Consider the following 16549-nt stretch of genomic DNA (forward strand, 5'->3'; position numbering starts at 1 on the left):
GCTCGGCGGCCCGCGGCATCGGTCGGTGAGGCGGCGCCGAGCACTTGGCTGCGTTCGAATCCATACTCAGACCAGAGTGCGGCGGCCGAGGCCCCCGCAGCGGCTCCCGCGGCCACTGGCGGCTCGCACGCGGGCCCCAGCGGCTATGTGACCCCCATCGTGCGCAAGCTCGCGAACGAGCAGGGCGTCGACCTCTCGAGCGTGACCGGCACCGGTGTCGGCGGTCGCATCCGCAAGCAGGACGTGATCTCGGCCCAGGCGCCGGCAGCTGCTCCCGCGGCGGCGGCCGCACCCGCTCGCACGCCGCTCGAGACCTCGCCGCTGCGCGGCACGACCGTGCCGATGACGCGCCTCCGCAAGGTCGTCGCCGAGCGCGCCGTGGTCTCGATGACCTCCACGGCGCAGCTCACCACCGTCGTCGAGGTCGACGTGACGCGCGTCGCCCGCCTTCGCGACCGGGTGAAGGGCGACTTCCTCGCGAAGACCGGCAACAAGCTGTCGTTCCTGCCGTTCTTCGCGCTGGCAGCGGCCGAGGCGCTCCGCGCCTACCCGATCGTCAACTCGACGGTCGACGGCGACAGCATCGTCTACCCGCCGACCGAGAACATGAGCATCGCGGTCGACACCGAGCGCGGACTGCTGACGCCGGTCATCCGCGATGCAGGCGACCTCGACATCGCCGCGCTGGCCGCGCAGATCGCCGACCTGGCCGACCGCACCCGCAACAACCAGCTGAAGCCCGACGAGCTCTCGGGCGGCACGTTCACGCTGACCAACACGGGATCCCGCGGCGCGCTGTTCGACACGCCGGTCGTGTTCCTGCCGCAGTCGGCGATCCTCGGCACGGGCATCGTCGTCAAGCGCCCGGTCGTCGTGAAGCAGGACGGCGAGGACGCGATCGCGATCCGCTCGATGGTGTACCTGGCGCTCTCGTACGATCACCGCATCATCGACGGCGCCGACGCTGCCCGCTTCCTGACCGCCGTGAAGGAGCGTCTGGAAGAGGGGGCCTTCGAGGCCGACCTCGGGATCTAGTCGAAGACATCGCGCAAGCGCCACCCGGCCTCGCCCCTCACCATGAGGAGCGAGGCCGGTTCGCGTTCAGCGACGGTCTCCGCACGCACGAGCACCGCCCCGCCCATGTCCCCGGTGATCGCGATGGACACGGGGTCGAACCGCGGAGCAGGCCGCGCGGATCCGTCGCGGGCCAGCGCGATGGCGTCACGGTCTGCGCTCTCGATCGCCGATCCCGGCTGGTCGACGGCGTCGAGGCATCCGAGATCGAGGGTCTCGAAGCACGTCGTCCGCCGTTCGAGCAGCCATCGCGCCGCCTCGACCGGATTCGCATCCGCATCGACGCCGGTGTTCGACTCCACGGCGTCCTGCACGTCGATCGGCGCAACCGTTTCGCCGAGACCTGCTCCGGTCGTTGCGGCGTCGATGCCGGAGGCGGGCGCCGCTGCCGACGCCTCATCGACGTGCGCATCCGGCGGCGTCGGCGGCACCATCGTGAGCAGCAGCACGAGCGCTCCCCCGCCCACCAGGCCGCCGACGACCAGCACGCTGCGCCGGCGGCCGATCGCATCCCGGACACGACGGCGGAGGCGGCTGGGTCGCTCGAGCTCCACTGCTTCCGCGATCTGCTCGACGAGGTCGTCGGGACCGTGCAGCAGCGCGAACACGCGTCCGAGGCCCGAGCCGAAGCGCGTGCTCGCTCCGCGTGGATCGGCCGACGGCGTCGGAACCTCATCGGCGGGCACCGGCGGGATCACCCGGTTCGGTGCGACGCGCGGAGCTCCACGCGGCGCGAACCCCCGGACCGCCTCGGGAGTCGCCGCGGCGAAGAGACGCCGTTCGACCTCCTCGTCGCACGGCTCGAACGGGCGAACGGCCAGCCGGCCACGGAGGTACCCGGTCACGCCCTTGAGCGCACCGGCGGGTGCCACCGCCGAGCCGACCTCGTCGAGCAGGTCGGCGAGGGCCTCGTGCCCGGCGCGCTGCAGCGCCGAGCGTGCCTCGCCGGGGGCTGGAAGGCGTCGCAGCGCTCCGAGTCCGATCAGCCGGGGCCTCCCGTCCTCGTCGAGGACGACATCGCCCGTGGACAGGCGGTCGTGCACGAAGCCGATGCGCGCCAGCTCGCCGACGGCCACGACGAGTGGCGCGAGGATCGTGACCGCCTCCCCCGGACTGAGTCGTCGCTCGGCCAGCACTCGTGACAACGGGCGGCCGCCCAGCCGCTCGACAACGAGGCAGCACCGGCCGTCTTCGAGGTTCGCCACGTCGATGAGCAAGGGCAGCGTGCCCGTGGCATCCGCCGACATCGCCTCGATCTCGCTCGTGATCACGTCGTCGGACGCCTCGTAGACCCGCAGCACGACGAGCACCGTCGCCATCGGCGCCCGCTCGATGGCGTCGTGCGCCGCAGGTGCGGACCCGGTCGGCGTCCCGGGTTGGGCGGAGTGGTGGGGTGCGGCCGACTCGGCCGCGGCGAGATAGACGTCGGCACGTGCTCCCGACGCGATGCGGCGCACGATCCGGTAGCCGACGAGGCGGCCTTCGAGCGGGCCGGAGCGGTGCGCCGGCTCGGGCCCGGTCGGCACGGAGTCGGGTCGGGGCGTGCGGCTCATACGGGCATCGTGGCCGTCCCTGCGCCGTCGTGCGGACCCGCGCCGCAGGTCACCGGCACCGACCGTCAGCCGGCCGACTGGGGAGGACGAGTCCACCCGGCGCCGGGGGCGGCACGCGGCATCCGCCCACCTAGAATGGACGGCATGCTCGACTTCGTCGTCGCGGGGCTAAGCGCCAACTCCGTGCCGTACATCGAGGGTCTCGACCTTCAGCGCGCCGTCCATCGCGCGGTCGTCAGGGGCGAACGCCCCGACACCGTCATCCTCCTGGAACACCCCTCCGTCTACACCGCCGGGAAGCGCACCGCCCCCGAAGAACGGCCGACCGACGGAACACCCGTCATCGACGTCGATCGAGGCGGGAAGATCACCTGGCACGGCCCCGGCCAGCTGGTGGGGTATCCGATCCTCCACCTCGCCGAGCCGATCGACGTGGTCGGCTACGTGCGTCGCCTCGAGGGCATCCTCATCGACGTGCTCGCAGGACTGGGCGTCGACGGGCGTCGTGTCGAGGGACGCTCGGGTGTGTGGGTCGGTGCGCCCGGCCGCGAGAACAAGATCGCCGCCATCGGCATCCGCGTCGCCGACGGCGTGACGATGCACGGGTTCGCGCTGAACTGCTCGAACTCGCTCGAACCCTACGAGCGGATCGTCGCCTGCGGCATCCGCGACGCCGGCGTGACGACCATCACGCGCGAGCTCGGCCGCCCGGTCGTGCCCGCGGACCTCATCGAACCGATCACGCAGCGATTCCTCGCTGAGGCCGAGGCGGCGGTCGCCGCATGAGCACCGCACCAGACGGGCGCCGGATGCTGCGCCTCGAGGTCCGCAACGCCCAGACGCCGATCGAGCGCAAGCCCGAGTGGATCAAGACGCGCGCCAAGATGGGTCCCGAGTACCGGCAGCTGCAGAGCCTCGTGAAGAGCGAGGAGCTGCACACGGTCTGCCAGGAGGCCGGGTGCCCCAACATCTACGAGTGCTGGGAGGACCGCGAGGCCACCTTCCTGATCGGCGGCTCGCAGTGCACGCGGCGATGCGACTTCTGCCAGATCGACACCGGCAAGCCGGCCGACTACGACGTCGACGAGCCGCGACGCGTCGCCGAGTCGGTGGTGCGGATGCAGCTGCGCTACTCGACCGTCACCGGCGTCGCGCGCGACGACCTGCCCGACGAGGGTGCCTGGCTCTATGCGGAGACCATCCGTGAGATCCACCGCCAGTCCCCCGGCACCGGGGTGGAGATCCTCGTGCCCGACTTCTCGGGCAACCCGGTCCACCTCGCCGAGGTGTTCTCCGCTCGCCCCGAGGTCTTCGCCCACAACGTCGAGACGGTTCCGCGCATCTTCAAGCGGATCCGGCCGGCGTTCCGGTACGAGCGCTCCCTCGACGTGATCACCCAGGGCCGTGACGCCGGCCTCATCACGAAGTCGAACCTCATCCTCGGCATGGGCGAGGAGCGCGCCGAGGTCTCGCAGGCCCTGCAGGACCTGCACGACGCGGGCACCGACATCATCACGATCACGCAGTACCTGCGGCCGAGTCCTCGCCACCTCCCGGTCGACCGCTGGGTGCGCCCCGAGGAGTTCGTGGAGCTGAAGGAGGAGGCCGAGGAGATCGGATTCCTCGGGGTGCTCGCCGGCCCGCTGGTGCGCTCGTCGTATCGCGCGGGGCGCCTCTGGGCGCAGTCCATGCAGGCGAAGGGACGCACCCTCCCGACGGAGCTCGCGCACCTCGCGGACGCATCGCTCGGGTTCGCGCAGGCGGTCGGCTAGACCGCCGGAAATCGGCGTGCACGTCGCCTCCGCCCTCTGAGAACACGGTCGGGGGCGGCGTCCGCCGCCGGTATCCTTGTGACCATGGCACGCACCAAGGACAAGGGCTCCGCTCCGAAGGAGCCGGGTCGCATGAAGCAGATGTGGCAGGTCTTCCAGATGACCCGCCGCTACGACTCGAGCGCGCAGTGGCTCATGCTGCTCGGATTCCTCGTCCCGGTGCTCATCGGCCTCGGACTCGCCCTGTGGCTCGGCGAGGGCAACGGGTTCACGATCGCCCTCTGGATCGTCGCCGGTGTGCTGGCCGGACTCCTCCTCGCCCTCGTCATCCTCGGCCGTCGAGCCGAGCGCGCCGCGTACGCGCAGATCGACGGCCAGCCCGGCGCCGTCGGCGCGGTGCTCCGCAGCGGCCTCCGCGGCGGCTGGGTCGGCAACGAGATGCCGATCGCCGTGAACGGCAAGACGCAGGACGCCGTGTACCGCGCGGTCGGCCGCGGCGGCGTCGCACTCATCAGCGAGGGCCCCGTCACGCGCACCAAGCGCATGCTCGACGAGGAGCAGCGCAAGGTCTCGAGGATCCTGCCCAACGTGCCGGTCACCCTCATCTCGGTCGGCCACGACGACGGTTCCATCGAGCTCTACCGCCTCCCCGCGACCCTGCGCAAGGCGAAGCGCACGCTCACCAAGCCCGAGGTCCTCGCGGTCTCCAACCGCCTGAACTCGCTGCAGACGGCGCTCCCCATTCCCAAGGGCATCGATCCCATGAAGGCGCGGCCGCAGCGCGGCAAGATGCGCTGACCCCCGGGTCGGCAGCACGCGGCATCCGTCGATCGGCGGATGCCGTTCGCCGTCTCAGGGGCGATCGGCGGTCAGGCCCGGATGAGCACGGTGCCGGCCACCTTGTCGTGGAAGCCCCGCTGGTCGGAGTCCCAGACGAGCGCCGGCACGACGAGCACCAGCAGCAGGGTGCGCACGATCGGCCGGCGCGCGCCGACCCAGCCACCGGTGAGCGGCACCACCCGCATGCCGGTGACGCGATGCCCGATGCTCCCGCCGATGGTCGGGATGAACACGACCTGCATCAGCGCGAAGATGACGAGCGTGACCCACGAATGCGTCAGCGAGCTGTACGGTGCGAAGAGCAGCGCGATCAGCAGCGCCAGGCCCCAGTCGATGGCGATCGCACCGAGTCGGCGCCCCACCCGACCGACCGAGCCGCGACCGGTGTCGGGAAGGCCGAGCCGCTCCCCCGGCCACCGACTGGGCTCGAGCTCGCCGAAGGTGCGGGGGTTCGGGTCAGGCATCCCACGAGTCTACCGACCGGCCATGCGCGTAACATGGCGGAAACATTCGCGTCATGGCAGGGAAACCGCGACTCGATAGCGTCGCTAGCGGCTGTGCACGTCCGTCCGGTCCCACCCCGCCCCTTCTTGGAGATTCCGTCACATGTTCAGTGATTCGTCCGAAGTGCTCACGTTCATCAAGGAGACGGATGTCAAGTTCCTCGACATCCGCTTCACCGACCTCCCGGGCGTGCAGCAGCACTTCAACATCCCGGCGTCGACCGTCGACGAGGAGTTCTTCACGGTCGGCCAGCTCTTCGACGGCTCGTCGATCCGCGGCTTCGCGTCGATCCACGAGTCGGACATGCAGCTGATCCCGGATGTCTCCACGGCCTATGTCGACCCGTTCCGCGCCGAGCGCACGCTCGTGATGATCTTCGACATCTACAACCCGCGCAACGGCGAGATCTACGCGAAGGACCCGCGCCAGGTCGCCAAGAAGGCCGAGAAGTACCTCGCCTCGACGGGCATCGCCGACACCGCCTACTTCGCCCCCGAGGCGGAGTTCTACATCTTCGACGACGTGCGCTACGAGGTGACGCAGAACGCGAGCTTCTACTCGGTCGACTCCGAGGAGGGCGCCTGGAACTCGGGCCGTGTCGAGGAGGGCGGCAACCTCGGCAACAAGACCCCGTACAAGGGCGGCTACTTCCCCGTCTCACCGGTCGACAAGCAGGCCGACCTGCGCGACGACATCTCGCTGAAGCTCATCGACGCGGGCCTCATCCTCGAGCGCGCCCACCACGAGGTCGGCACGGGCGGCCAGGCCGAGATCAACTACCGCTTCGACACGATGGTGCACGCGGCCGACGACATCCTGAAGTTCAAGTACATCGTCAAGAACACCGCCAACGAGTGGGGCAAGACGGCCACGTTCATGCCGAAGCCGCTCTTCGGCGACAACGGATCGGGCATGCACACGCACCAGTCGCTGTGGAGCGACGGCAAGCCGCTGTTCTACGACGAGGCCGGCTACGGCGGCCTCTCCGACCTGGCGCGCTGGTACATCGGCGGCATCCTCCGCCACGCCCCGGCACTGCTCGCGTTCACGAACCCGACCGTGAACTCGTACCACCGCCTCGTGCCCGGCTTCGAGGCCCCGGTCAACCTGGTCTACTCGGCGGGCAACCGCTCGGCGGCCATCCGCATCCCGATCACCGGCACGAACCCGAAGGCCAAGCGCATCGAGTTCCGTGCTCCGGATGCCTCGGGCAACCCCTACCTCGCGTTCGCCGCCCAGCTCATGGCCGGCCTCGACGGCATCAAGAACCGCATCGAGCCGCACGAGCCGGTCGACAAGGACCTCTACGAGCTGCCGCCCGAGGAGGCCAAGACGATCCCCCAGGTGCCGGGTTCGCTCGACGCCGTGCTCGACGCGCTCGAGGCCGACCACGACTTCCTCCTCGAGGGCGGCGTGTTCACCAAGGAGCTCATCGAGACCTGGATCGACTACAAGCGCGAGAAGGAGCTCAAGCCGCTGGCGCAGCGCCCGCACCCCTTCGAGTTCGAGCTGTACTACGGCGTCTGATCTCCCCTGCAGTCCCACGAAGGGCCCGCGTCGCTCCGGCGATGCGGGCCCTTCGGCCGTCCTGGCGACGGCATGCAGCGATGCGCGCTGACGGGTCCGCTCCGCACCGCGTTCGGAGGCGGCTCAGCCCGTGGTGGGCTCGCGGCGCGTCTCCACGCCGTAGAACCCGCGCTCGAACACCGCGCGGGCGCGACGGGTGACCTGGAGGTAGTCGTCCTCGAGCCGGGTGGCCGAGCCCGGCGGGTAGCCCATGATGCGTGCGACGCCCTCGAGCTGCGACCGCTCGACCGGGAGGACGTCGGTCGTGCGGTCGAGCCAGAGGGTCAGCGACGACCGTGCACGCGACGCGAACACCCAGGCCGCACGCAGCGTGCGGGCGTCGGCGGACGGGATGTGGCCGCGCTCCACGGCGGCGGCCAGGGCGTCGAGCGTCGACGGGGTGCGAAGCGAGGGCTCCGCCGCGCCGTGCTCGAGCTGCACGAGCTGCACGAACCACTCCACGTCGGAGAGCGAACCCCGCCCCAGCTTGAGGTGGCGGCGCGGGTCGGCGCCTTGGGGCAGCCGCTCGTTCTCGACGCGGGCCTTGATGCGCTTCACCTCACGGATGTCCTGCTCGGTGAGGTGCTCGGGGTATCGCACCGTGTCGGCGAGCTCCATGAAGTCGTGGAGCAGCGCTTCGTCGCCGGCGACGGGACGCGCGCGCAACAGCGCCTGCGCCTCCCAGGTGAGCGACCACCGGGCGTAATAGGCACGGTAGGCGTCGAGGGAGCGGGCGACGACGCCGTTGCGCCCCTCGGGCCGCAGGTCGGCGTCGAGCTCGAACGGCAGTCGGGCGTCCTCCGTCAGCCGGACGAGGTCGGCGACGATGCGGAGGGCGCGCGCCTGCGCCACCTCGGGCGCGGCATCCGTCGGGCGGAAGACGTACACGATATCGGCGTCGGATCCGATGCCGAGCTCCCGCCCGCCGAACCGTCCCATGCCGACCACGGCGAACTCGATGCCGTCGGGCTCGACGCCCCGGATGGCCGTGATCGTCGCCGAGATGTGGCTCTGCGTGACATCCGACAGCCCGTGGCCGAGCTCTTCGACCGTGCACACGTCGAGGATCGCCGAGAGGGCCAGCCGCAGCACCTCGCGGCGGCGGATGGCACGGAACACCTTCGCGGCGGCCGCGGCGTCCACGTGCCGGCCGAGCACGGCCCGCTTCTCGTCGTCGAGTGCGGCGAGCGAACGGGGCCGCAGCTCGTCGACGTCCTCGAGCCAGGCGACCGCCTCGGGCGTGCGTTCGAGCAGCTCGCCCGCGAAGCGCGACCCCGACAGCACGCGCGTGAGCCGGAGGGCGGCATCGGACGAGTCGCGAAGCAGCCGCAGGTACCAGTGCGTGGTGCCGAGCGTCTCGCTCAGCCGGCGGAAGGCGAGCAGCCCGTAGTCGGGGTCCGCCCCCTCCGCGAACCACGAGATCAGCACCGGCATCAGGTGCCGCTGGATCGTGGCGCGGCGGGAGACGCCGGCCGTGAGCGCGCCGATGTGCGCCAGTGCGCCGCGTGGGTCGCGGAACCCGATCGCCGCGAGCCGGGCCGCGGCCTGCTCGCTGGTGAGCTCCAGCCCACTCGCGGGCAATGCCGCGACGGCCGACAGCAGCGGCCGGTAGAAGAGGCGTTCGTGGAGGCCGCGCACTCGCTGGCGCGTGGACTGCCAGAGCGCTGAGAGGTCGTGGTCGTCACGACCGAGGCCCGACGATCGAGCGAGGGCCCGGAGCTCCGCGGCCCCGCGCGGCATGAGATGCGTCCGCCGCAGGCGCTGCAGCTGCAGCCGGTGCTCGAGGACGCGGAGGATCCGGTAGTCGCGCGAGAACTCCGCCGCCTCCTCCCTGCCCACGTAGCCCCCGTCGGCGAGGGCCGCGAGTGCCGGCAGGGTGCCGGCCTGATGGATGTCGGCGTCCGAGGCCCCGTGCACGAGCTGGAGGAGCTGCACGGTGAACTCGATGTCGCGCAGGCCGCCCGGTCCGAGCTTCAGCTGCACGTCGACCTCGTCGGCCGGGATGTGCTCGGTGACGCGTTCGCGCATGCGCTGGACCGATTCGACGAATCCCTCGCGACCCGAGCTCGACCACACCTTCGGCGCCACGCCGGCGGCGTACCGGGCACCGAGCTCGGCGTCGCCGGCGAGGGGCCGAGCCTTCAGGAGTGCCTGGAACTCCCAGCTCTTCGCCCATCGGTCGTAGTAGTGCAGGTGCGAGTCGAGGGTGCGCACGAGCGCGCCGTCCTTGCCCTCGGGCCGCAGGTTCGGGTCCACCTCCCAGAGCGGGGGCTCGATGCCGGGCTCGGCGATGACTCGCATCGCGACCATGGCGAGGCGCGTGGCGATGTCGAGCGCTCGCGGCGTCGACACCACCTCCTCGTCGGCGGAGTCGGCCACGTAGATCACGTCGACGTCGCTCACGTAGTTCAGCTCCCGCGCGCCGGCCTTGCCCATGCCGATGACGGCGAGCCGGGTGGCGTCCACCTCTGCGGCCGGGTAGGTGCCGGGCGCCGCCGGTGCGCCCTCGGCTCGCGCGATCGCACGCCGGCGGCGATGATCGCCACGTCGAGGGTCGCGCCGGCCAGGTCCGCGAGGCCGGATGCCACGACGTCGACGGCCTCCACCGCGTCGGTTCTGCTGAGATCCCAGACGGCGATGCCCGCGAGCAGCCGTCGGTAGCGCACACGCAGGGCGGATGCCACGGCGTCGAGGTACTGTGCGGGCGGAGCATCGATGTCGTCGAGCGCCGCGAGGAGCGACTCGCGTGCATCGGCGGTGGCCGGCGGGGGCATGGGCACCTGCTGGAGCAGCCCGACCTCGCCCGGATGACGCATCAGGAAGTCACCGAACCCCCGGGAGGCGCCGAGCAGGCGCGCCAGGCGTTCGGCCGAGGCATCCTGCTCGAGCACGACGGCAACTTCGTGCGGCGCGCGCTCCTGCAGGCGTGCCACCGCGACGAGGGCTTCGTCGGGATCACCGGCTTGCGCGAACGCGGTGAGCAGGCGCTCCTCGTCGACGCCCGTCGCGACGGCGAGGGCCTCGAGGCCGGCCGCCGCCGAGTCGAGGTCGTCGAAGCCCGCCCGCGCGAGTCGACCGAGGGTCGGGGCCTGACGTGACATCCGGTCGCTGGTCAGAGGATCTCGAGGTTGCGCTGCAGCTCGAAGGTCGTCACCTGCGAGCGGTAGTCGCGCCACTCCGAGCGCTTGTTCGCGAGCACGTAGTTGAACACCTGCTCGCCGAGCGTCTCGGCGACGAGCTCGGACTCCTCCATGTACTCGATGGCGTGGTCGAGGCTCGCCGGCAGCGGGTGGTACCCGAGGGCCCGGCGCTCGCTGTCGGTGAGGGCCCAGACGTCGTCCTCGGCCTCGGGGGGGAGGTCGTAGCCCTCCTCGATGCCCTTCAGGCCCGCGGCGAGCAGCAGCGAGAACGCGAGGTAGGGGTTGGCGGCCGAGTCGATCGCCCGGTACTCGACGCGCGCGCTCTGCCCCTTGTTGGGCTTGTACAGGGGCACGCGCACGAGCGCGGAGCGGTTGTTGTGGCCCCAGCAGATGAAGCTCGGCGCCTCGTCGCCGCCCCAGAGGCGCTTGTAGGAGTTGACGAACTGGTTGGTGACCGCGGAGATCTCGTTCGCGTGCCGCAGGAGGCCCGCGATGAACTGGCGCCCGATCTTGGAGAGCTGGTACTGCGACCCCGCCTCGTAGAAGGCGTTCGCGTCGCCCTCGAAGAGCGAGAGGTGCGTGTGCATGCCGCTGCCGGGATACTGCGAGAACGGCTTCGGCATGAACGTGGCGTACACGCCCTGCTCGATCGCCACCTCCTTGATCACGGTGCGGAACGTCATGATGTTGTCGGCGGTGGTGAGCGCGTCGGCGTACCGGAGGTCGATCTCGTTCTGTCCCGGGCCCGCCTCGTGGTGACTGAACTCCACCGAGATGCCGAGGTCTTCGAGCATCCGCACGCTGCGTCGCCGGAAGTCGTGGGCGGTGCCGCCCGGGACGTTGTCGAAGTAGCCGGCCGAGTCGACGGGCACGGGCCCCTCCTCGCCGTACTTCGACGAGCGCAGCAGGTAGAACTCGATCTCGGGGTGCGTGTAGAAGGTGAACCCGCTGTCGGCCGCACGCGCGAGCGTGCGCTTGAGCACGTTGCGCGGGTCGGCGACGGCCGGCTCGCCGTCGGGCGTGGTGATGTCGCAGAACATGCGCCCGGTCGGGTCGATGTCGCCGCGCCACGGGAGCGTCTGGAACGTCGTCGGGTCGGGGTAGGCGAGCAGGTCGGACTCGAACGTGCGGCTCAGCCCCTCGATCGCGGACCCGTCGAATCCGATGCCCTCGGTGAACGCCCCCTCCACCTCGGCCGGGGCGATCGCCACCGACTTCAGGGTTCCGACCACGTCGGTGAACCAGAGCCTGACGAACTTGACTCCTCGTTCCTCGATGGTCCGGAGAACGAAGTCGCGCTGCTTATCCATCCACACCCTCTCTCGCACCTCTCAGGGTAGCGGCAGAACGGCCGACGGGGCGCCGGGCGCGGGTGCCCCGTGTGCCAGACTGGCGACATGTCTGAGCAGCCCGTCAACGACACTCCTTCCGACAGCACGGCGAACGTGGAGACGAATCCGTACGGCGGCGGCGCGGCATCCGGCGGCCCGAAGCGGGTGCGCACCCGCCACTTCCAGAACGCGAAGCGCGACGGCATCAAGATCACCGGCCTCACGAGCTACGACATGCTCACCGCCCGCATCTTCGACGAGGCCGGCATCGACTTCCTGCTCGTCGGCGACTCGGCCGGCAACAACGTCTTCGGGTACGAGACCACGCTGCCCGTCAAGGTCGACGACCTCATCCCCCTGACCCGCGCCGTCGCCGGAGCCGTGAAGCGCGCGTTCGTCGTCGCCGACATGCCGTTCGGCTCCTACGAGAACGGGCCGGAGGAGGCGCTGCACACCGCTGTGCGCTTCATGAAGGAGACCGGCGCGCACGCCGTGAAGCTCGAGGGCGGCGAACGCAGCCACAAGCAGATCCGGCGCATCGTCGGGGCGGGCATCCCCGTCATGGCCCACATCGGCTACACCCCGCAGAGCGAGCATGGCCTGGGCGGGCACGTCATCCAGGGCCGCGGCGAGGGCGTCAAGCAGCTCCTCGCCGACGCGAGGGCCGTGCAGGACGCCGGGGCGTTCGCGGTGGTGCTCGAGATGGTGCCCGCCGATGCGGCGCGCCAGGTGACCGAGCTCCTCGACATCCCCACGATCAGCGTGGGCGCGGGACCGCACACCGACGGCCAGCTGCTCGTCTGGACGGACTGGGCAGGGCTCACCATCGGGCGCGTGCCGAAGTTCGTGAAGCAGTACGCCGACCTCTCGGGAATCCTGAGCTCCGCCGCGAAGGCGTGGCGGCAGGACGTGGAGTCGGGCAGCTACCCCAACGCCGAGCACAGCTACGAGTAGCGGCGCCGGTCGCACCCCGGCCGGCGCTCGTTCCCGAGGAGGATCAGCGTTCCTCGGCCTCTTCCTCGGCCCACTTCGCGCTGTTCGCGCGCAGGATCTCGAGCGCCCGCTCGGCCTCGGCGCGGGTCTCGAACGGCCCCACGCGATCGACCGCCGGCGACTGGAAGCCCTGCTCGACCTCGCCCGTGTGCATGTTGTACCAGAACTGGTGCTCGACATCCTCGGCCATAGGCTGATCCTATGCCCAAGGACGCCTCCGGCCACCTGATCCCCGGCCGCCCTTCGCCGATCCGAGCCGTGCCCGAGTCCATCGTCCGGCCCGAGTACGTGGGGCATCGCGCACCCGCTCCCAACGGCGACGGTGACTGGTACACGCCCGACGAGGTGGAGCGGATCCGGGCAGCCGGGCGCATCGCCGCCGGCGCGATCGAGGCTGCGGCGGCGATCATCCGGCCTGGGGTGACGACCGACGAGCTCGACCGCATCGCGCACGACTTCGTCGTCGCCCACGGCGCCTACCCGTCGACGCTCGGCTACCGCGGCTACCCCAAGTCGTCGTGCACGTCGGTGAACGAGGTGATCTGTCACGGCATCCCCGACGACACCGTGCTCGACGACGGCGACCTCGTCAACATCGACGTCACCGCCTACCTCGACGGCTACCACGGCGACCTCAACCACACGTTCCTCGTCGGGCATGCGTCCGAGGAGGCGACGCTGCTCGTCGAGCGCACCCGCGAAGCGCTCGCCCGCGGCATCCGCGCCGTCGCCCCCGGCCGCCAGGTGAACGTGATCGGCCGCGCCATCGAGGCGTACGCGAAGCGCTTCGGCTACGGGGTCGTGCGCGACTACACCGGCCATGGCGTCGGTCGCGCGTTCCACACCGGGCTCATCATCCCGCACTACGACGCCCCCGAGTTCGACACGGTCATGGAACCGGGCATGGTCTTCACGATCGAGCCGATGCTCACGCTCGGCACCACCGACTGGGACCTCTGGGACGACGACTGGACCGTCGTCACCCGGGACCGCGCGCTCACCGCGCAGTTCGAGCACACCCTCGTGGTGACCGAGCGCGGCGCCGAGATCCTGACCCTCCCCTGAGCGTCGCCCGTACGACGCGCGATAGTGTGGCGCCATGGCGACTGACCAGGCGATCGGCATCGACATCGGCGGAACGGGCATCAAGGGGGCGGTCATCGACCTGGCCACGGGTGAGCTCGTCACGCATCGCTTCAAGGTCGGCACACCCGAGGGCGGCAAGCCCGCCGACATCCTGCGTGCGACCGAGGGGCTGCTCACGACCATCGACGAGCGAGTCGGAGGCGCCAAGCTGCCGCTCGGGATCTGCTTCCCCGCCGTCGTGAAGCAGGGCCGAACCCTGTCGGCCGCGAACGTCTCGAAGGAGTGGATCGGGTTGCCGGCCGAGGAGCTCTTCGAGGAGACGCTCGGGCGCGAGATCCACTTCATCAACGACGCGGATGCCGCGGGCCACGCCGAGCTGCGATACGGCGCCGCGGCCGGCGTCGACGGGCTCGTGATCCTCACGACACTCGGTACCGGGATCGGATCCGCACTCATCTACGACGGCGTGCTCGTTCCGAACTCGGAGTTGGGACACCTCGAGATCGACGGCCACGACGCCGAGAGCCGGGCCGCGTACTCGGCGATGGAGCGCGAGTCGATGAGCTGGGAGAAGTGGGCCAAGCGACTGCAGACCTACTACTCGCATGTCGAGTTCATCTTCTCGCCCGACCTGTTCATCGTCGGCGGGGGCGTCTCGAAGCACCATGAGCAGTTCCTGCCGCTGTTGAAGCTCGCCACGCCGATCGTGCCGGCCGTGCACCGGAACAACGCAGGCATTCTGGGCGCCGCGGCACTCGCACTCCACTGACGGGCGAGGTCCGTGGCGCGCTACGGTGAAGTGGACCGGGCCGAGGCCCGACCGCATCGATCACTGGAGCGCGCATGAGCAACAAGACGCCCGAAGAGGAGAAGATCCGCGAGGAGCGGGAACGCCGCGAGCAGCAGCGCGAACGCGAGGAGCGCGAGGAGGACGCCCGCCTCGACGACGAGGACCGGTAGCGCCGCGAAGCGCATCGCCGTCGGCGACCGCGCTGCGATCGCCGTGGAGCGCGCCGCGGTTGCGGCGGCTGCGAGGTGCGAGCGGGCCGGCTGATACGCCGGGTTCTGTTCACCGGGCGCTTGCGCGACACCGGCTGGACGGCCATCTCTCTCGGAGCTGCGTTGCCGCAGCCCTCCAGCGGCCTACCCGGGAACGGGACGGGCAGCCCCATCGTTCCCTGTCTGGCCTTGCTCCGGACGAGGTTTACCGAGCCGACCGCGTCACCGCGGCCGCTGGTGGGCTCTTACCCCACCGTTTCACCCTTACCCCCGGCCGAAGCCGGGGGCGGTCTGCTTTCTGTGGCACTGTCTCGCGGGTTGCCCCGGGTGGGTGTTACCCACCGTCCTGCCCTGCGGAGCCCGGACGTTCCTCGGCACCCGGTTCGCACCGGATGACGCGGCCGTCTTGCCGACCCGCTCGCCTTCTCAGGCTACAGGCCGCGGGCCCTGATCAGAGACCGGACTCCTCGGTGCGGACGAGGATGCGGTCGCACTCGGGGCACTGCACGACCTCGTCGGGAGCCGAACGGCGGACCTTCTCGAGGTCGGATCCCGTGAGCGTGATGGTGCAGCCGTTGCACGTGCGCTGGCTGAGCAGGGCGGCACCCACGCCGCCTCCGCGGGTGCGGCGCTGCTCGTAGAAGGCGAGCAGGTCGGCGGGGATGCTCCCGGCGACGACGGCGCGGTCGCGCTCGGTGGCGTCGCGTTCGGTCGCGAAGCCCGCTGCGGCCTCATCGCGCTGGCCCTCGAGCACGGCCACCTCGGCCGCGATCGACGCGCGTTCGTCGTCGATCCCGGCGACCACGGCCTCGGCGCTCTCGACGCGCTCCATGACGACGAGCTCCTGGTCCTCGAGGTCGGAGAGGCGCTTGGCCAGCGAGGCGAGCTCGGACTCGAGCGCCGCGACATCCTTCGTCGAGGAGGTGTGCTGCAGGCGGTCGCCGTCACGTGCGATGCGCGCCTCCACGACCTGCACGTCCGACTCGAGCCGCTTCAGCTCGGCGCGCGCGTCCTCGAGCCCACCGACCGCCTCGGCGCGCGTGCCGCGAACTGCGGTGTCGCGCTTGGCGAGCTCAGCCAGCGGCCCGGCCTGGGGCAGCGAGCCGAGCCGGTGGGCGAGCTGCTGCAGGCGGGTGTCGAGGGACTGGAGTCGCAGCAGTTCCTGCTGGTCGGCTGGGCTGGCCTTCACGTGGTGCTCCTCGTGGGGGACGGAGTGGAAGTGGTCATCATTGCACGACCTGGAAGTCCCAGGGGTCGGTGCGGAGTTCGCTCACACGCACGTCGAGCTGCGGGTGCGCCTCGCGCAGCTGGGCGGCCGCCGCATCGAGCCAGAGCCATTCGCTGGCCCAGTGGGAGACGTCGAGGAGCGCCGGGCCGCCGGCGAGCAGCGCCTGCTCACGAGCCTCTGATGCGGGGTGGTGACGCAGATCGGCGGTGAGGTACACGTCGGCGCCACGGACGGCGGCGTCGCCGAGCAGCGAGTCGCCGGCGCCGCCGCACAGCGCCACGATCTCGACGCGGTCGTCGAACCCTCCGGCAGCTTCCGCTCAGCCACGGCCGTCGATCGCTGACGGTCGCGCCAGTCGAGCTCGGAGTGGCCTTCGTACCATTCGTGCTGCATCTGGCGCCGGGACTTCCACTCGGTCTCGCCGCCGGTCTCGGCCGTGGCCCTTTTAGGGAGTCGATCCTGG

The 16549-nt window shown here is 70.8% G+C and carries 13 protein-coding genes, 1 other RNA gene and 2 pseudogenes; 8 read left to right on the plus strand and 8 right to left on the minus strand.

What is annotated here, in order from left to right:
• Window positions 1-1035, plus strand: a 1035-nt coding sequence (sucB, locus tag GH736_RS06730) for a 2-oxoglutarate dehydrogenase, E2 component, dihydrolipoamide succinyltransferase (protein ID WP_159601460.1), incomplete at its 5' end; no start/stop codon positions are given.
• On the opposite strand, the gene GH736_RS06735 is transcribed toward sucB, so the two are convergent.
• Window positions 1032-2627 carry a hypothetical protein gene (locus GH736_RS06735; RefSeq protein WP_159601462.1) on the minus strand — a complete coding sequence of 532 codons (1596 nt, stop codon included), beginning with the start codon at window positions 2625-2627 and terminating at the stop codon, window positions 1032-1034. The genes sucB and GH736_RS06735 overlap by 4 nt on opposite strands.
• Before the next feature lie 144 nt (window positions 2628-2771).
• Between GH736_RS06735 and lipB the strand changes: the two genes are divergently transcribed.
• The 3 genes from lipB to GH736_RS06750 all read left to right on the plus strand — a co-directional run bounded on the left by lipB (window position 2772) and on the right by GH736_RS06750 (window position 5197).
• On the plus strand, window positions 2772-3413 hold the full coding sequence (gene lipB / locus GH736_RS06740; RefSeq protein ID WP_159601464.1) for a lipoyl(octanoyl) transferase LipB: 642 nt from the start codon (window positions 2772-2774) through the stop codon (window positions 3411-3413).
• The gene (gene lipA / locus GH736_RS06745) at window positions 3410-4399 is read left to right on the plus strand and encodes a lipoyl synthase (protein WP_159601466.1); all 990 of its coding nucleotides are present in this window, start codon (window positions 3410-3412) and stop codon (window positions 4397-4399) included. Before lipB ends, lipA begins: the two co-directional genes overlap by 4 nt.
• Window positions 4400-4483: 84 nt before the next feature.
• On the plus strand, window positions 4484-5197 hold the full coding sequence (locus tag GH736_RS06750) for a DUF4191 domain-containing protein (protein ID WP_159601468.1): 714 nt from the start codon (window positions 4484-4486) through the stop codon (window positions 5195-5197).
• A gap of 71 nt (window positions 5198-5268) precedes the next feature.
• On the opposite strand, the gene GH736_RS06755 is transcribed toward GH736_RS06750, so the two are convergent.
• Window positions 5269-5703 carry an RDD family protein gene (locus GH736_RS06755; RefSeq protein ID WP_159601470.1) on the minus strand — a complete coding sequence of 145 codons (435 nt, stop codon included), beginning with the start codon at window positions 5701-5703 and terminating at the stop codon, window positions 5269-5271.
• Window positions 5704-5845: 142 nt separating this feature from the next.
• On the opposite strand from GH736_RS06755, the gene glnA reads away from it, so the two are divergent.
• Window positions 5846-7270, plus strand: coding sequence for a type I glutamate--ammonia ligase (gene glnA, locus GH736_RS06760; protein ID WP_159601472.1), 1425 nt, complete (start codon window positions 5846-5848; stop codon window positions 7268-7270).
• Window positions 7271-7393: 123 nt separating this feature from the next.
• Here glnA and GH736_RS06765 read toward each other — a convergent pair.
• Both GH736_RS06765 and GH736_RS06770 read right to left on the minus strand, forming a co-directional pair.
• Window positions 7394-10410, minus strand: a pseudogene (locus tag GH736_RS06765) (bifunctional [glutamine synthetase] adenylyltransferase/[glutamine synthetase]-adenylyl-L-tyrosine phosphorylase).
• An 11-nt stretch (window positions 10411-10421) separates the two neighbouring features.
• Window positions 10422-11759 (minus strand): glutamine synthetase family protein, encoded by a 1338-nt coding sequence (locus tag GH736_RS06770; protein WP_159601474.1) that lies wholly within the window; start codon window positions 11757-11759, stop codon window positions 10422-10424.
• 87 nt (window positions 11760-11846) lie between these two features.
• Between GH736_RS06770 and panB the strand changes: the two genes are divergently transcribed.
• On the plus strand, window positions 11847-12734 hold the full coding sequence (gene panB / locus GH736_RS06775) for a 3-methyl-2-oxobutanoate hydroxymethyltransferase (protein WP_159601476.1): 888 nt from the start codon (window positions 11847-11849) through the stop codon (window positions 12732-12734).
• Between the two features lie 43 nt (window positions 12735-12777).
• Here panB and GH736_RS06780 read toward each other — a convergent pair whose 3' ends face one another.
• A complete protein-coding gene (locus tag GH736_RS06780; protein ID WP_159601478.1) occupies window positions 12778-12963 on the minus strand; it encodes an SPOR domain-containing protein in 186 nt (61 codons plus the stop codon).
• An 11-nt stretch (window positions 12964-12974) separates the two neighbouring features.
• Between GH736_RS06780 and map the strand changes: the two genes are divergently transcribed.
• Complete coding sequence (gene map, locus GH736_RS06785) at window positions 12975-13838, plus strand: type I methionyl aminopeptidase (RefSeq protein ID WP_159601480.1); 864 nt, start codon at window positions 12975-12977, stop codon at window positions 13836-13838.
• A 34-nt stretch (window positions 13839-13872) separates the two neighbouring features.
• Window positions 13873-14628, plus strand: a complete 756-nt coding sequence (gene ppgK / locus GH736_RS06790) for a polyphosphate--glucose phosphotransferase (RefSeq protein WP_159601482.1) — start codon at window positions 13873-13875, stop codon at window positions 14626-14628.
• Between the two features lie 269 nt (window positions 14629-14897).
• Here ppgK and rnpB read toward each other — a convergent pair.
• The 3 genes and pseudogenes from rnpB to GH736_RS06805 form a co-directional block, all read right to left on the minus strand.
• Window positions 14898-15275, minus strand: an RNA gene (rnpB, locus tag GH736_RS06795) — RNase P RNA component class A.
• 34 nt (window positions 15276-15309) lie between these two features.
• A complete protein-coding gene (locus tag GH736_RS06800; RefSeq protein ID WP_159601484.1) occupies window positions 15310-16047 on the minus strand; it encodes a zinc ribbon domain-containing protein in 738 nt (245 codons plus the stop codon).
• A 37-nt stretch (window positions 16048-16084) separates the two neighbouring features.
• Window positions 16085-16396: pseudogene (locus GH736_RS06805) on the minus strand (Nif3-like dinuclear metal center hexameric protein); the annotation flags it as partial.
• Between the last annotated feature and the right edge of the window lie 153 nt (window positions 16397-16549).

It is taken from the genome of Agromyces humi, assembly GCF_009720255.1.
Taxonomy (GTDB): Bacteria; Actinomycetota; Actinomycetes; order Actinomycetales; family Microbacteriaceae; genus Agromyces; species Agromyces humi.

What these genes read in the sequence shown, in the direction of transcription:
- map (WP_159601480.1), top strand. Translation starts at nt 12,975, where the DNA reads ATGCCCAAGGACGCCTCCGGCCACCTGATCCCCGGCCGCCCTTCGCCG.
- GH736_RS06735 (WP_159601462.1), bottom strand. Translation starts at nt 2,627, where the DNA reads ATGAGCCGCACGCCCCGACCCGACTCCGTGCCGACCGGGCCCGAGCCG.
- ppgK (WP_159601482.1), top strand. Translation starts at nt 13,873, where the DNA reads ATGGCGACTGACCAGGCGATCGGCATCGACATCGGCGGAACGGGCATC.
- GH736_RS06770 (WP_159601474.1), bottom strand. Translation starts at nt 11,759, where the DNA reads ATGGATAAGCAGCGCGACTTCGTTCTCCGGACCATCGAGGAACGAGGA.
- lipB (WP_159601464.1), top strand. Translation starts at nt 2,772, where the DNA reads ATGCTCGACTTCGTCGTCGCGGGGCTAAGCGCCAACTCCGTGCCGTAC.
- glnA (WP_159601472.1), top strand. Translation starts at nt 5,846, where the DNA reads ATGTTCAGTGATTCGTCCGAAGTGCTCACGTTCATCAAGGAGACGGAT.
- lipA (WP_159601466.1), top strand. Translation starts at nt 3,410, where the DNA reads ATGAGCACCGCACCAGACGGGCGCCGGATGCTGCGCCTCGAGGTCCGC.
- GH736_RS06755 (WP_159601470.1), bottom strand. Translation starts at nt 5,703, where the DNA reads ATGCCTGACCCGAACCCCCGCACCTTCGGCGAGCTCGAGCCCAGTCGG.
- GH736_RS06780 (WP_159601478.1), bottom strand. Translation starts at nt 12,963, where the DNA reads ATGGCCGAGGATGTCGAGCACCAGTTCTGGTACAACATGCACACGGGC.
- panB (WP_159601476.1), top strand. Translation starts at nt 11,847, where the DNA reads ATGTCTGAGCAGCCCGTCAACGACACTCCTTCCGACAGCACGGCGAAC.
- GH736_RS06750 (WP_159601468.1), top strand. Translation starts at nt 4,484, where the DNA reads ATGGCACGCACCAAGGACAAGGGCTCCGCTCCGAAGGAGCCGGGTCGC.